Below are 15,686 nucleotides of genomic sequence, written 5' to 3' on the forward strand. Positions count from 1 at the left end.
CATTCCTACTATCTATTAGACGCAGCAGCATGGGAAATAGTTTCACAATCTTGCTTCAGCGACTTTTTTTCCAACCCCACTACGCACAAAAGAGCCCCATCCTATAAAGGTTGGAGGCTCTTGTTAGTTTAATTCTATACAGGAAAGAATCATCCCTGTGTTCATTCGTTATCATTAAAAAATCATTTTACAGTTAAATTCATTTGGTTCAGTCATTAAACTAGGCTAAGTATTTTAATCAATCCATTAACCTTGTTCAATCAAACCGTATTTTCCATCGTTCCGTTTGTACACAACGCTGACTTCTTCGTTCTCAATATTGGAGAATACGAAGAAATTGTGGCCAACCATGTTCATTTGGAGGATCGCCTCTTCCACGTCCATTGGTTTCAACATAAACCGTTTCGTCCGTACCACTTCCAGGTCATCATCGTCCGTATCCGTGTCCAGTTCAGCAGTAGCTACTGTGCCTGTCGGATCTTCCACGAAGAGCGTTTTCAGGCTGCCTTCTTGACGGAACTTACGGTTAATTTTCGTTTTGTGTTTACGGATCTGACGTTCCAGCTTATCTACCACGGAGTCAATGGAAGCGTACATATCGTCACTCTCATCCTCGGCGCGGAGCACAAAGCCTTTCAAAGGGATCGTCACCTCTACCGTATGCAAGCCTCTCGTTGTGCTCAGAGTAACAGCACCGTCAGAGTTAAGGGGTGCATCGAAATACTTCTCGAGTCTACTCAACTTTTTGTCGACATAATCTTTCAAAGCATCGGTAACCTCGATTTGTTGACCTCGAATACTTAAATTCATAGGGCACTCCTCCTTTTCCTTTGCCACTTCATTATAACACGAATGTAAGCGCCATGTAAAAACTCCCGGTGACCGAATAATGACATCTGTTCAAGCCACATCAGCCAACATAGGATTACCGCCATATTTCGCGATATTTCGGCATTTTAGAGCATAATCACTCATTAATATGGATTGTCTTATTAGGCACTTGATGATGTAATTAACCGTTTTTAAGCTTGCTCAATCTGTTATGTAAAATGAACTTAAAACTACACCTTGAACCTATCAGATTCATCCCTCTATTAACACGCAAACTGATCGCAAATCCCGAATCTATTAGAACAAAAAAAGACCCCGGAAAAACCGGAGTCTGATGCTAGCGATAATTCAATTGGTAACCATCTAACCATATATGTAGGTCGGATTGTCCGGATGATTATAATTTGATTACGTTAGCTGCTTGCGGTCCACGCGCGCCTTCGACGATGTCGAATTCTACGGATTGACCTTCTTCCAAAGTTTTGAATCCTTCGGATTGAATTGCGGAGAAATGTACGAATACGTCGCCGCCGTCTTCAGTTTCAATGAAACCGTAACCTTTTTCTGCGTTGAACCATTTTACTTTACCTTGCATGCACTAACATTCCCTTCGTCATCAAATGAAGTGAGGTTGTGTCAAAGACCCTTGCCCACAATTCAGACTATACCATCCAAAGTTATCCATTGTCAATTGGTAAAGTAAATGTTTTCTTGGAATTTTTTGTAGGTTAATTGGGGATTTTGTTGAACGATGGAGTATTGCTAATATATCAGTTTACTAGACGAATGATAAGACTATTTTTAAATATTAATTACTGATTAATTGGAATTCCTCTACTGTGCGGATAACAGCAAAAATGATACAATTCATAGAGTTTCATATTACATATTTTTACTACAATAGCCAGAGGAGAATCAACGATGATTTATTCAAAGTATTACAGAAAGTGGACTTTACTAGCAATACTAACTTTCGCAAGTATCACATTATGCACATTACTAATGCTACCGACAACTGCCGCTGCAAAAGAAAAACAAATCTCTGCCGATCAACTCAAAAGTAAAAGCCGTATCTCCTTTACACTGCGGGATGCAAATCAAACGTCTTATACCGTTTATCTATTCGCGGATGATGAGCAGAAATATACTCTTACAGAGTCTAATGACTGGACAAACAATAAAATAGGCGACAAAAGTTATTCCGGAACGTATCGTGCAGCGCTTCTAAAAAAAGGAGCTAAGTATGGAACCGTTCAAACAACTAAGTTACCCATTGAAACCATTATTTTGCCTCAGACCTGGAATTATACAATCAAAGGAAAAGAATCAGGAACACCTGACATGTTAATGCTTACAGATTGGGGGACTTCCAACTTCAATGAGGTGCACACTTATATAATCCGTTCTGGTGTGTTACAACCAATAAAATTCACCGACAATAAAGGCAAAAAGATTTCCGACACATACTGGGCTTCCAGAAATAATGGTATCCGCAGTTTGTCAGGCTCCAGAGTACAATTCAAATATTATAACAATATGCAGTTCAAGTATGCAGTCGATACATTCAAGCTAAATGTTAACAAGCTGGAGCTGCGTCTCAGCGATACCCGTTATTTGGATCAATCATCTTGGCCAAACTCCGGGATGGGGGATCGTGCTTATCTGGAGAGTCTTAAGGCCGCAGCATCAAAGGGCATGTTGCCAGGTCGATCTGACATCAAGATTGGAATGACTCTCAAGTCCGTGCAAAACAATCTAAATAAACCTAAGTCTCGTGGAAACGAGGAATGGGGAGCCTTTTATTACTACCCTCAATTTGGCTTAGGCTTTGATTCGTATATGCACGAACTTAATGCCAAATCGCGGGTAGCCATCCTACAACTTTACAACGAGAAACAAAACCTTGCTCCACAAAATGTGCGGCTCTGGTTGGGTAAACCTAATTATGAATATTATAACGAAGCGGTTGGCGGATATGAAATGACCTACAGACTGGGGAAACACACATTAGTGTTTAATTATGAGGAAGAAGACGATTTAATCGATTTTACAAATATTTATTGATAGTCCATTGCAAGTTTCATACCTCATTAACAACAAAGACCCGAAACTGCACAAATGTACAGTACGGGTCTTTGTCATAATCATCGGTTAACTTTATACTACTTTCGTTTATCCATAAGATAACTTTCAGTCGCATACTTGGCTTCATACACGCTACGTTGTGTCTTCGCTACATTTCGCTGAAGCAACCATTCTTGCGCTGCATTTTTGAGTGACGACATGCGTTCCTCTATTTTCACGTCATACGCCAAAATAAGCTTGAGTTCTTCTTTTTGCAAATCACTTATCTCTTGATCATTAACAATTTTCTGCAATTTCTGCACTAAAATTTGACGCTCATCGACAAAGTTTTCTACGTCCTCAGAAACTTTGCTTTCCAATTCGCTGGTAAACTTCAGGGTTAGTTCTGAAAGTTGGTTGAGAACCGTATCCAACTCTGCCTTATGGCTACTCATTCGATAGAGTTCCTGGCACTTGTTTGCTAGCAACAACCCAAGTTTCCCGCAGTTCCTGCAAGTAACCCAAAACCTCTTCTCCGTGCTTAACTTCTTTTTTGATGTTCGCTTGAATCAGTAAATAGTTCATATATTCATAGAGCGAAAATAAATTTTTAGCTACAGGGTAGGAGTGATTTAAGGTAGACATCAACTCACTGATAATAGTCTGAGCTTTGCCTAGGTTTAAATTCGCTTTGGAGTAATCTCTAGCTTCAATTCCTTCCAGACCCGTTTTCGCAAACCGGATGGCCCCATCATACAACATGATCACCAATTGACCTGGAGTAGAGGTTTGTACCGAAGACTGTTTATATTTCTCGTAAGGAGATGAGATCATACTAAGCTATTCCTCCTCATTAATTATTGTAAAAAACTCGTTAAGCTGGACGACTGAGACTGGAATTGACTCATAGCTTTTTCCATAGCAGCAAACTGCTTGTAGTATCGTGTTTCCCAATCTGAAACTTTTCGTTCCATAGCGGATAATCTTTTATTGTATTGCTTCAACTGCTCACCCATGATACTTTCCGTCTTCAGTGTCATACTGGCATTGGAGTCCAATTTCGACGTACCCACTTTTTTCACGAGCATGTCTAGAGTAGAATTAAGTTCACTACGCATTTCACTAAACAAAGGTTTACTATTTATGTCTGAAACGGAACCGCGGAAAATACTTAGAACTTTATCAGGATTGTTCGTAAGAGCGTTTTTGAGTTTGGTTTCATCAATCTGCAGCTTGCCTTTTTCATAATACTGCCCTGTTGTAATCCCCGCTTCACTTAGCGCTTTTAGATTTCCTGTGATAATCGTTCTCATTGAGTTTACAGCCGCGCTTAGAATCGAATCATTCTTCAACAGTCCGCTCTTGGCTTTTTCTTCCCAATTTTTAATATCGTCTTCCTTCATATCTTTCTTTTGATCCGCTGTCAAAGGTGGAAAATCGCGGAATTTTTGCTCTGATATTTTTCCGTTCAACAATCCAAGTAATTCGTTATATGTGTCCACAAACGATTTAATGGTCTCTACGGCCTTGGTCGGATCGGACTGTGTCGTAATTTTAGAAGGATTAGCCGCCGTTGTCTCTTCTAAAAAAGTCAAGTTAATGCCATTAATCTTTAATTTGTTATCATTTAGTGTATAGGTCACAGAATCTGTACCATTAGTTATTGAAACTTCACCTGTTTTTGGAGGGGATTTCGTTAATCCCAATAAAGTACTCAGTGAACTAGATTGCGGAGTTTGGTCTGCCCCTGTATCTGAAATGGCTTTACCATACTCTTTTGATGTTATTGAAAGTTTGCCGCTCACTTCATCAAAACTTGCTGTTACCGTTGGTATACTTGAATTAATGCGCGCTATAACTACAGATAAAGAATCTGTATTAAGGAAAGTCACAGATTTATCATTGATATTCAGATCGTATGTGGGATCGGTTGTCCCTGAAATTTCAGCTAAAGTGGTACCAAGCGTAACCTTAGCAGTAGGCTGATTTGCAATTTCCAGCCTGGTATCGTTTTGCATTTGAGCCTGCTTGGCCAACTTAATGTCTGTAACTGAAAAGGGAACAGAACTTGCCTCCGCTGTTGCTTCTGCCCTAACAGCTGCCGTATTCCCACTTACCGTTGATTTTTGAGTGTTTGTGGCATCAGAAAAACTCATTTTCTGCAACTTATCACTCAACTGAACAATTTTGCTGTTTATTTCCCGATAGCTGTCCCGCGTCCATTCGAGGATTTGTTTTTGCTGGTTCAACTTATCTAGTGGAGCCCGCTTGACTGTCATAAGCGATTTAACCATGTCGTCGATATTCATACCTGAAAACCCATTAATTCGAGAAACCATCTACTCCAGCCCCCTATACCTTTTCATCTATTAAAATCCCTGCTATTTCCATCATCTTGGCTACCAAGTCCAACGTTTTTTCTGGCGGAATCTCACGAATCAGTTCACCTGTTTCCTTGTTAAGCACTTTCACCAAAATTTGGTGCGTTTTCTCATGAACGCTCATTTCCAAGGTGGTCGTAGGGCCCTGAAGAGCTTTGACCGCCCTGTCAATCGCTTTGATAAGCTGCTCGTCACCAAATGGAATGCTAACACCTTGCTGTTCAAGTTTGGACAGGTCTACTCCATTCCTGACTGCCTGCAAAAGTTTACTGTTTGGATTTTGTGGTATATCGCTTGGCTGACTTATTGAACCTGACGTTCCATTCACCATATTCGTCGAAAGTGAAAATTGTAGATTCATCGTTCATCCTCCGATGGAATTATTTATTATATTTATCGGCTAGTGAGGTTCGACATTGAATAATAGAACTCAATTTTTAATGCCTCTTCCTCATAAAAAGATTATTGAAGACTAAGATTTGTATAAAATATCTTCGCTCCCGTTCTTTTTCCGGAACGTCATTCTTGTTGAGCAGACCATGTTTCAATATCGACAAGGTTTATATTAAGTATCTTCTGTTGAACTATTTTTTTGATTTCATCTAGATAATTGGAATTCGTTATAATAATCGTTGAGAACTCTCTATTATCTAAACTTTCAATCCCAATTATTTCATGACCAGTTCCAGGTATATAATTACCTACCTTGTTGGGATTTACATCTATGACACAATCAATATATTCCACTCCTGGATCAATTAAATTCAAAAACGTTACTCCCTTAGCGCCGGCTCCCCAAAGAGCAACTTTTCCTCCTAAAGAATATATAGAAACCTGCTCCAATGCCTTACGCTTCCACTCAAATTCATTTTTGGAAAACCCGAGGCCTCTTGGGTCAACATACTTTGTGTATGACAAATTTTTCAATTCTCTATTATCTTCAACAGGTCTTGCTTCCAACCACATGTATTGCCCATTAAATATACGATCTATACTCACAACCTCAAACCCTGCAAACTCAAATGCCTTGGAAATCGATTTCTCATTAAAATATGAACAATGCTCATAGAAAAAATCAAACATAACTTTATTTTCGAAAATCCAGTCAACGCAGGGCGTTTCGAAAAACACTCTGGCTTGGGGAGAGTGAACCAATGCTTTTCTAATAGATTTAAGTAAAATTACAGGTTCAGAGATATGTTCAATAACATGTCGGCAAAGAACTACATCGGCTTTAAAACTAGCACTCTCTTCATTGTATAGCTTTTTTTCAAATCTCAATTTGCCTCCGCAATCTACTTCGGGTCCAATGTAACTTGGGTCAAACCCATATCCATAATTATTCCCAGCCTCAACTATTTTCTTTAAGAAGCCGCCTTTTCCACATCCAACTTCTACTACATTGAGATTGCTGACACCTTTTTGGGTCACGAGTGTTTCTACCAATTCATCTAAATAACTATTAAAGTATGTCGAGTACGACTGTGTATTTTCATAGTCGCTACCATACACAACTTTGTTAGTATCAAACACACTATTGTAAACAAACCCGCATTCCTTGCACTCCAAAATTTCCAAGTCACCTCTTGGAATTTGTCTTGCAGCCTCAAAATTATTAATCAGGACATTTTGGTAAACAGGAATACTACTACGTTTTAGTACGTCGCTTAAACTAGATGACTGGCATATAGGACAATGATTTTTTTTCAACATTACTTGCCTCCAAACAGACTAGACTTCCACCACTGAACAGTTTCATATAACCCATCTTCCATCTTCGTGGATGGAGCCCAACCCGTATTTTCTATCAGCTTAGTTATATCGGCCAGAACGATCTTAGGTTCTTCAACTGAGGTTGGGATTGCCCCTAACTGGATTAATTCTCTATGTTGAAGAATATCAGCAATTATATATATAATTTCAGACAAGCTAATCGGCTTGCCAGAACCAATATTAACGGGTCCATTACTTTCACCACTTAGTAACTTCACTAATGCCTGGGCCGCATCTTTAACGTACATATAATCACGAATCTGTTGTCCGTGTGAACATTTCGCTTTCTTACCATCCAGCAAAGATAAAATAACCGAAGGAACCAAACGCAATTGATGTTCACGAGGGCCATATAGATAAAAGATCCGCGCCCAGGCACTGGAAATTTCATAGTGCTGTGAATATGTCATCAGCATATGCTGTAGTGAGTTTTTACTCGATCCATAGACAGTATTATAATTCAGGAGAGTCTCAGACTCTCTGCATAATCCTTGACTTAAATCATACTCTGCGCAAGAGCCTACCCCTACTATTCTTTTACCTCCAGCTACACGAAAACGATCAAATAGAGAAAGACTTGCACTAACCCATTTGAAGTTTGAAGATGAGTTCCAATATTGATTTGGTGTGGTGTCCCATGCCAAATGCAGAAGATGGGTGGGAGAACTGACAATAGAGAAGATTTTCTCAATTTGATTATCATCAAGCAAATCAGCTTTCAGCCATGTAACATTACTGGTATTTATTTTGTGTTCAACTTTTGAGGAAATAGCATACACCTCGTCCCCAGTAATCCCCAATGCATCTATTACATGGCTCCCGATAAACCCATTTGCTCCCGTCACAATTATCTTTTTTTTCATGGGCGATACTCGTTATAATTCTGGTCTTTTTCTGACATGATTCTCTTTTCTACTTTAGGCCATTCTATATTAAACACAGGATCGTCCCACCTGATTCCACGTGCATACTCTGCTTTATGAACCTGGCTCATCTGATAAAAAACTTCCGTATGATCAGACAATGTTTGAAAACCATGTGCGAAACCTTTGGGGATGTAAAGCATTTTGTAATTTGTATCCGATAATTCAAAAGAAAGCGACTGTCTATAGGTGGGAGAACCAGGTCTCAGATCAACGATAACATCATAAATAGCCCCCTTCGTACAACGAACTATTTTGACTTCTTCGTAGGGAGTAGTCTGATAATGTAATCCTCGCAGAGTTCCCTTTTTCTCGTTATATGAGATATTGCACTGAACAAATGCACTCTCAAGTCCATGTAACTTAAACTCATCTTGGCACCAAGCCCTAGCAAAATGTCCCCTTACATCTGTCAGTAACTCTAATTCTATAAGATAAGCTCCGGGCAAAGCCGTTTCTGTAAATCTCATCCAGTATTCCTCCGTTGAATGTTCACTAGTCAGCTATACATTTCAGATACCCCTCAGGAGCAACAGTTATTAAAAGTTTATCTTCTAGATCTTTATCGTTTATGAAGCGATTGTTTTCCCGCAAGAATTGCCTTACAGCGCTTTTGGGGCTGTTTCCAGCTTTCCACGGACGGTCTTTGAAAAAGTGATCCGGCATGTCATCAACAATAGTATCCAATACCACTAGATAACTCCCATTGGAAACTAATGGAGAAAACACTTCTAGTTCTTTTAGAACATGATCGTGAGTATGGTTAGAATCTAGTATGACCATCACACATTTACGTTCAGAGATAATATCCTTTACTTGATCTATAACCTCAACACTAGTAGAGTCACCCTCAATTAAATGGACACAATCCGAAAATGGATGATTCTCTATAGCTTCCCTATTATGAGATCTAATATCAATATCTATGCCTATGACTATTCCGCCCTTGCCAATTAATCTTTGCATAGATGAATGGAAAATAATTGAACCTCCACGTGCAACACCTGTTTCAATAATTACATCAGGTTTCACTTTCCAAATAATTTCTTGCAGAGCAATAATATCTTGCGGGAACTGAATAATAGGCAGTCCCAACCATGTGAAGTTGTAAGTATAGTTATGTGCCGTTTGCTGAAGAATAAAATCATGCACAGTATTCCTCAACTTTGTATCAGCAGCTTGTCGTTTCATATTCTCTTTTTTCTCTAACTCGAAGCGTTCTTTATCCATGTGTGCTCACATCCCTTTTCAGTTATTCGACAATGTGTATATCTGGTATAGGTAAAATCCACTTACCTCCCCATTTACGAATGAATGAAGTTTGTTCCATAATTTCGTCCTTTAAATTCCACGGTAAAATTAATACATAATCAGGTTGAGCTAATTTCAACTTCTCTGGAGAAATTACTGGGATTCGTGATCCAGGCAGAAAAGTACCTTGTTTATATTGGCTTCGGTCCACAGTGAAATCAATCATGTCGCAATCAATACCACAGTAGTTGAGTAAAGTGTTACCTTTAGCAGGGGCACCGTAACCTGCTATAACTTTTCCTCCGTCTTTCAGTTCAATAAGAAACTTTGTGATTTTTCGCTTTAACTGGACAATTTTTGTTTGAAACCCTCTGTACATCTCGATATTTGTCATCCCCAGCTCATCTTCTTTAGCAAGCAGTGCATGAACAGACGGTTGAATTAGTAAGTCTGGGTTTTCTGAATGAGTTGCGTAGATACGAATAGATCCACCATGAGTACTCAATTGCTCGACATCATACACAGTTAGATGATGCTGCTTAAAAAGTCGAATAACTGTAGTGAGTGAAAAATATGAATAATGCTCATGGTATATCGTATCAAATTGATTATGCTCTATAAGTTGAAGTAGATGAGGGAATTCCATTGTAATAGTGCCTTGAGGCTTTAACAATATATTCATGCCTGCAACAAAATCATTCAAATCAGGGACATGTGCAAGTACATTATTTCCCAGAAGCAGATCTGCTTCCTTTCCCTCTTTCTTTAATTCTTTTGCTACTGAAGTTCCAAAAAAATTCACTGAAGTCTCGATACCTTTGCTAACAGCGACTTTTGCTACGTTTTCCGCAGGCTCGATGCCTAGTACCGCTACCCCTTTTTCTTTGAAGTATTGGAGTAAATATCCGTCATTACTTGCGATTTCAACCACTTGTGTTTCGTTTGTATAATGGAACTTATCCATCATGTGTTGAACATAATTTTTAGAGTGGTTTAGCCAAGTATCTGAATAGCTACTGAAATATGCATAATCGCTAAATATATGTTCAGGTGACTCATACTCCTGCACTTGAACAAGGAAACAGACTTCACAAACATACGTTCTCAATGGATACATATTCTCCATTTGATTTTCTGACTTCACATATGAATTAGCCAGTGGTGAAATCCCCAAATCTAGAAAAACAGTATTTAATGCAGCTCCACAACAACGGCAATTCTCAATTGACATTAAATCATTCTCCTTAAGCTAAGGCAATTTTTCTTTCTTTTATTTTTTCAAAATCCTTTATTTGCTGTAGCGTTTTGTGCTCAAAACTATTGTTCATATAACCCAAATACCAGTCCATAGTCCATTCTATCGTCTGATCTATGTTTAGTTTGGGCTCCCACTGTAACATTTTCTTTGCCTTGTCAATATTCAGAACCAAACGGGAAGCTTCATACAACTGTATCTCAGATTCACAATTCCATTTAAGTCTATTTCCTAAATGTCTGTTACATTGTTCAATTAATTTCTCCACTGACAAAATTGAAGATTCCCCAGGGCCAAAATTCCAGGCACCTGTGAATTTATTTCCAGACCTCCACATGTTTTGAGCAAGCAATAGATACCCATCCAAGCAATCCAACACATGTTGCCAAGGTCGAACAGCATGAGGATATCTAATTTCCATTACTTCCCCATTTATTACTGAGCGAATAATATCCGGTATGATACGATCAATAGCCCAATCACCGCCGCCGATCACATTCCCCGCTCTTACAGAGGACAATAACTTTCCATTGTTAGAATAGAAGGATTGTTCATATGCAGAAGTAACAAGTTCAGAGCATGCTTTACTAGCACTATAAGGATCTTGTCCTCCCAATGGGTTGTTTTCTACAAAACCCAGAAGCGAACCCCCATTATTCTGGTAACATTTATCAGTTGTTACATTTATAACAACTCTTACTGAATTAATATGCCTTGCAATCTCTAATAGATTCACTGTCCCCATAACATTTGTAGAGAATGTTCCAACTGGATCAGCATACGATTCACGTACCAGGGGTTGCGCTGCAAGGTGGAATATGATGTCTGGTTGAATTCTAAGAATAAAAGATTGCAATTTCTCGAAATCCAAAATGTCACCATACATAGAATTCATACTCTCGGACACTTGGGCAATTTCATATAGATTAGGCTGGCTAACCGGAAGGAAGCTACTATAACCATATACATCAGCCCCTAAATGTTGTAACCATAACGCTAGCCAACTTCCCTTAAATCCTGTATGTCCTGTGATTAATACCTTCTTAGACTCCCAGAAACTAGACACCATTTAATCCCACACCTTCCACGGTGCTTTTCTCAAGCTCCATAATTCTTCCAGTTTAACTTTATCTCTTAGCGTATCCATAGGTTGCCAAAAACCGTTATGCTTGAATGCCGATAATTGATTATCATTTGCCAACTTCTCCATCGGACCAAGCTCCCAAACTGTTGTAGGATCATCGATCAGATCAAAAACCTCAGGTTCGAGAACAAAATACCCTCCATTTATCCAGTTCCCATCCCCTTGAGGTTTTTCCTCAAAACTTGTTATTCTACTATTATCTAAGATATCTATTGCACCAAAACGTCCAGGGGGTTGCACTGCTGTTAAAGTAGCTTTGGTTCCGGCATTTCGATGAAAATTAATAACATCAGTAATATTAACGTCACTGACACCATCGCCATACGTAAAGCAAAAAGTTTCATCTCCTACATACTTTTCTACCTTTTTCAAGCGGCCTCCTGTCATTGTTTCTAATCCGGTATCTACAAGAGTCACCCTCCAAGGCTCACTTGTATTATGATGTACCTGCATTTCGTTATTTTTCATATCAAAAGTCACATCCGACATGTGCAAGTAATAATTAGCAAAATACTCTTTTATTAAATAGCCCTTATATCCCAAACAAATAACAAAATCGCTTATACCATAATGAGAATAGTTTTTCATAATATGCCATAGAATAGGCTTCCCACCAATTTCAATCATTGGCTTCGGTTTTAGGTGGGTTTCTTCACTAATTCGCGTACCGTAACCTCCCGCTAGAATGACAGCCTTCATCTATTTCACTTCCCATGCTAGTCTATTTTCCAGAACTTCATTACATCTACCACCCGGTAATACGGCTAAACATTACCGCTGCACCATAAACGTCGGTTATGTTAAAGTCGCTCAAATCCAGTACAAGATCTCCGTTTGGGCTGAATCCTTTTTGATACGTTCTATCCAATCTTTTAGCAGCCTTTTCATAATAGTCATAATTCTCAATATAATTTTCGACAAACCACTGTTGGAGATGAGTATCGTCAGCTAGACTTTCATAAATTTTTTGCAAATAAATAGGGAGGTTAGAACCAGAAGCCTTCAGTTCTTCAGCACATTGTTCCAACATCTTCTTTCTATTCAAATCATATTTCAGATTCTTCTCTCCAAATGAACTACGAGCTGTTAAACATGCCTCTGCAACGGCTACCGCAACACTTGGCACATCAGGAATGATACTATATCGATTTACTCCATTATTATTCAGAGTTAAAAAGTCCTGATGAATTTTCTTAGATTCATTATCGAGATTCGGTTTTACAAAAGATATACCTGTACTTTTCCCTGAAGATCCTCCAATAGTAATGGGGGCATCTATATGAGTATATTCTTTCTGAATGGAAGCCAGTGCAAATCCAGAGTAAACGTCAGGTATTAGTCCATTGAAAACTTGACCAGTTAACTCTTTCAATTCCAATACTAGGTCTCTGTGTACAGCCGCATTGCAGTAAAGCATTGGCATAGCGTTGTATGGTAATTCAAAATTCCCAACATATTTAACAACTTCACTATATTTTATCGTATTTAAATTCACTTTCCCTGGTGGTACTTTAGGAATATGAATTAAATTTTCCTGCCCTTCCAACTTAACGTCAGGCCAGCAATAAAAAACGGAATTCCAGTGTAGTATCTTTACATCTGTTGAGTAGATTATGTCATCTAGTGTCTTTAGAGCATGTTTCAGCATACCATCATCAGAACCAAGCACTAGAATATACTCTCCTTCTGCCTTACTAATTGCAAAGTTAAAACTGTCCGTCATTTTTAATTCACTTTCGGTTTTATAATATCTAATTTTGGAATCATTTAACTCTTCTATTAATAACTTCGTTAAATCATTGCTGCTATTATCTCCAACAACAATCTCATAATTGTAAAAGTTTTGATCCAAGCAAGTCATCAATGTATGTTTCAATACATTTGGGCTATTTCTTGTAGGTATAACTACACTAAATCTCAGGCGTTTCTTTTCAGTCGGAACATTAAATTGTTGTATATATCTAGAAACGACCATTTTTTCCTTCTCTTTGAATCTTCTGCTTTCTAAAATCTCCCCCTTACTTATAAGTATTTCACTCATATTTTTATTATAAATTGGACTTTCGTATAAAAAATCACTCGGAATTTTGTTGTACTCTTCAATGGATTGATCATAACGTCCAATATCATAACAATAATTAGCCAGATTATATAAATATTCATTGTCGGCAACAGGATAAGAATTCATTAAGTTGCTAATTTCGTAATAATTGCCTACAATGTGCAATAAACGAATCTTCAAATAATTTATTTCATTACTTTCAAACAAATATCGAAGCTCAGCTCTGTCTATTTCCCTTACATTAGTATCCTCTATAATATTGTTCACACATTCTGCGATGTGACCATTCAAGATTGCAGACTGAATATAATTCTTTAATGTAAACGGAATCTTCAAATTCTGATAAGATTCATTAGCCCATTTAAAATATTGTTTAACATCAGCTTTAGCGAATGTAAGTGAAAATAAGGATTCAAGTAGAGGATTATGTGTTACATTAATGTTCTCGAGCCATCTTTCCCGCAGATCGGCCAATACTAATTCCTCAGAATATTGTTGCACTTCTCCATTCAAAATCTTAAGTAATTGTTCACATCTTACAGCCCAAGTATTTAAAGAAACAAATTCATTTCGTAACTGCCAATCAATCTTCAACTCCAATGCTTCATTTAAAAATTGATTAAATGCTTCAAAGCCTCTGCTTACTTTGATGGAATTCAGTTCAAGTATTAATTCAGGCATATTAGTTGCAACCACAGGTAAATCATTTATTACATATTCATACATTTTTATCGGATCACAGTTTATGCTTACTTCAGTATCATCTTTATAAGGTATAATTCCAACGTTCATGTGTTGCAAATATGATTTCAACTCACTATGTTTTTTCACGCCGAGAATATATAAATTGTCTTCTGCTTTCGTCAGCATGCCTTCTACGGTATTCCCTATAACGACAAATGATTTATCTTTATTGCTTCTTACCAGTTTGTAAAAAAACTCCTCATCAAACCGCCCGTCTACAGTACCAATATAGCAAATCCGGGGCTCAGGAATACGGAATAATTCAGAGGGCATACTTTTTTCTACATCCATAAAATCTTCAATGTTAACTGCGTTCCTCAACAAATAAACGTTGTCATTATTGATTTTTTTTGTTAGGTATAGCGCCGAACTAGTTGCCGTCACAACTTCTGCCCTTCTCAACATCAAATTCTCATATTCTTGTTCTTTCTTGTTGCTTTGATAAGAATATTCCAAATCACTATGATCACCCATGCAATCATAAACCACTTTGAAATTACCACTTAATCTATCAATAATGTTTATTTGAGATGGCAAGTAACAGATAAGTACAATCTCTTCTTCTGACTGATCTATTATATTTTGAATGATCTCGTAGTAGTTATCTAAGATTGAATTATCCATTCTTCTTACAGAAATAGGAGAGATAATGTTTACTAAGTCTATATTTCTAATATTGCTGTTACTAAACTCCATCAAATTAGCAATAGAAACATTACTATTAGAAGGAGTAGCTGTAGCAACTGGTTGGAGATATTCAACTGAATAGCCCAATCTAGATAATCCTTTTGATATATGATGGGGCCTATGTAGCATCTCTCCCCAAAAACATGAAGATAACACCACAAATTTTCTGAATACGCCATTTTCCGTCAATTGGATTTTTTGTATTTTGGAACCCAACTCCTCTTTCCGGTGTGCATCTGTTGTTTTGTGATAAGCGAGACAATAAAAATTAAAAGCCTTGGTGTTCTCTCCCTGAGTTTCATATACGTATGCTAAATTAACAAAAGCATCACTATGATGCGAGCTCAAATCAATGGCTTCCCAGAGAAGTTTTTCTGCATCTTCCAGATTATTTTCTATAATAGAAACAATAGCTTTCATATTCAAAATGTCTACATCAATTCCCTGAAGCGCCTGAAATTCATTAATTAGAATTTTGCTATTATCAATGTCACCTTGATTAATGAGACTTTCAATCTGTCTCTTAATGTAGTTTTTTTCTTGTTCATATTGCTCCCTGTTATAATTCATC

At 37.8% G+C, this 15,686-nt stretch carries 15 protein-coding genes; 1 reads left to right on the plus strand and 14 read right to left on the minus strand.

Annotated elements, in window-relative coordinates:
- Positions 1-246 precede the first annotated feature (246 nt).
- On the minus strand, positions 247-810 hold the full coding sequence (hpf, locus tag MHB49_RS30940; protein WP_247899579.1) for a ribosome hibernation-promoting factor, HPF/YfiA family: 564 nt from the start codon (positions 808-810) through the stop codon (positions 247-249).
- Between the two features lie 418 nt (positions 811-1,228).
- A complete protein-coding gene (locus tag MHB49_RS30945) occupies positions 1,229-1,426 on the minus strand; it encodes a cold shock domain-containing protein (protein ID WP_024631599.1) in 198 nt (65 codons plus the stop codon).
- 326 nt (positions 1,427-1,752) lie between these two features.
- Here MHB49_RS30945 and MHB49_RS30950 point away from each other — a divergent pair, with 326 nt between their 5' ends.
- The gene (locus MHB49_RS30950) at positions 1,753-2,895 is read left to right on the plus strand and encodes a hypothetical protein (RefSeq protein WP_405154126.1); all 1,143 of its coding nucleotides are present in this window, start codon (positions 1,753-1,755) and stop codon (positions 2,893-2,895) included.
- A gap of 98 nt (positions 2,896-2,993) precedes the next feature.
- On the opposite strand, the gene MHB49_RS30955 is transcribed toward MHB49_RS30950, so the two are convergent.
- From MHB49_RS30955 to MHB49_RS31010, 12 genes are all read right to left on the minus strand, one after another.
- Entirely contained in the window at positions 2,994-3,350 is a 357-nt protein-coding gene (locus tag MHB49_RS30955) for a hypothetical protein (protein ID WP_405154127.1), read from the minus strand.
- Positions 3,343-3,729 (minus strand): flagellar export chaperone FliS, encoded by a 387-nt coding sequence (gene fliS / locus MHB49_RS30960; protein WP_405154128.1) that lies wholly within the window; start codon positions 3,727-3,729, stop codon positions 3,343-3,345. Before fliS ends, MHB49_RS30955 begins: the two co-directional genes overlap by 8 nt.
- Before the next feature lie 23 nt (positions 3,730-3,752).
- Positions 3,753-5,234 (minus strand): flagellar filament capping protein FliD, encoded by a 1,482-nt coding sequence (gene fliD / locus MHB49_RS30965; RefSeq protein ID WP_405154129.1) that lies wholly within the window; start codon positions 5,232-5,234, stop codon positions 3,753-3,755.
- 13 nt (positions 5,235-5,247) lie between these two features.
- Positions 5,248-5,637 (minus strand): flagellar protein FlaG, encoded by a 390-nt coding sequence (locus MHB49_RS30970; protein WP_405154130.1) that lies wholly within the window; start codon positions 5,635-5,637, stop codon positions 5,248-5,250.
- A gap of 158 nt (positions 5,638-5,795) precedes the next feature.
- Complete coding sequence (locus MHB49_RS30975; protein WP_405154131.1) at positions 5,796-6,989, minus strand: class I SAM-dependent methyltransferase; 1,194 nt, start codon at positions 6,987-6,989, stop codon at positions 5,796-5,798.
- Positions 6,989-7,912: an NAD-dependent epimerase/dehydratase family protein gene (locus tag MHB49_RS30980; RefSeq protein ID WP_405154132.1), complete on the minus strand. Its 924-nt coding sequence runs from the start codon at positions 7,910-7,912 to the stop codon at positions 6,989-6,991. Before MHB49_RS30980 ends, MHB49_RS30975 begins: the two co-directional genes overlap by 1 nt.
- Positions 7,909-8,442, minus strand: coding sequence for a dTDP-4-dehydrorhamnose 3,5-epimerase (rfbC, locus tag MHB49_RS30985; protein WP_405154133.1), 534 nt, complete (start codon positions 8,440-8,442; stop codon positions 7,909-7,911). Before rfbC ends, MHB49_RS30980 begins: the two co-directional genes overlap by 4 nt.
- 25 nt (positions 8,443-8,467) lie before the next feature.
- Positions 8,468-9,202, minus strand: a complete 735-nt coding sequence (locus MHB49_RS30990) for a cephalosporin hydroxylase family protein (RefSeq protein ID WP_405154134.1) — start codon at positions 9,200-9,202, stop codon at positions 8,468-8,470.
- A 22-nt stretch (positions 9,203-9,224) separates the two neighbouring features.
- Positions 9,225-10,454 (minus strand): methyltransferase domain-containing protein, encoded by a 1,230-nt coding sequence (locus MHB49_RS30995; protein ID WP_405154135.1) that lies wholly within the window; start codon positions 10,452-10,454, stop codon positions 9,225-9,227.
- Between the two features lie 13 nt (positions 10,455-10,467).
- Positions 10,468-11,547: a CDP-glucose 4,6-dehydratase gene (gene rfbG, locus MHB49_RS31000; protein ID WP_405154136.1), complete on the minus strand. Its 1,080-nt coding sequence runs from the start codon at positions 11,545-11,547 to the stop codon at positions 10,468-10,470.
- Positions 11,548-12,321, minus strand: a complete 774-nt coding sequence (gene rfbF, locus MHB49_RS31005) for a glucose-1-phosphate cytidylyltransferase (RefSeq protein WP_405154137.1) — start codon at positions 12,319-12,321, stop codon at positions 11,548-11,550. It abuts the gene before it with no gap.
- A 46-nt stretch (positions 12,322-12,367) separates the two neighbouring features.
- Positions 12,368-15,685 carry a glycosyltransferase gene (locus MHB49_RS31010; protein ID WP_405154138.1) on the minus strand — a complete coding sequence of 1,106 codons (3,318 nt, stop codon included), beginning with the start codon at positions 15,683-15,685 and terminating at the stop codon, positions 12,368-12,370.
- Position 15,686: the final 1 nt, after the last annotated feature.

Origin of the sequence: Paenibacillus sp. FSL K6-0108, assembly GCF_045040695.1 — a bacterium.
GTDB classification, from domain to species: domain Bacteria; phylum Bacillota; class Bacilli; order Paenibacillales; family Paenibacillaceae; genus Paenibacillus; species Paenibacillus pabuli_B.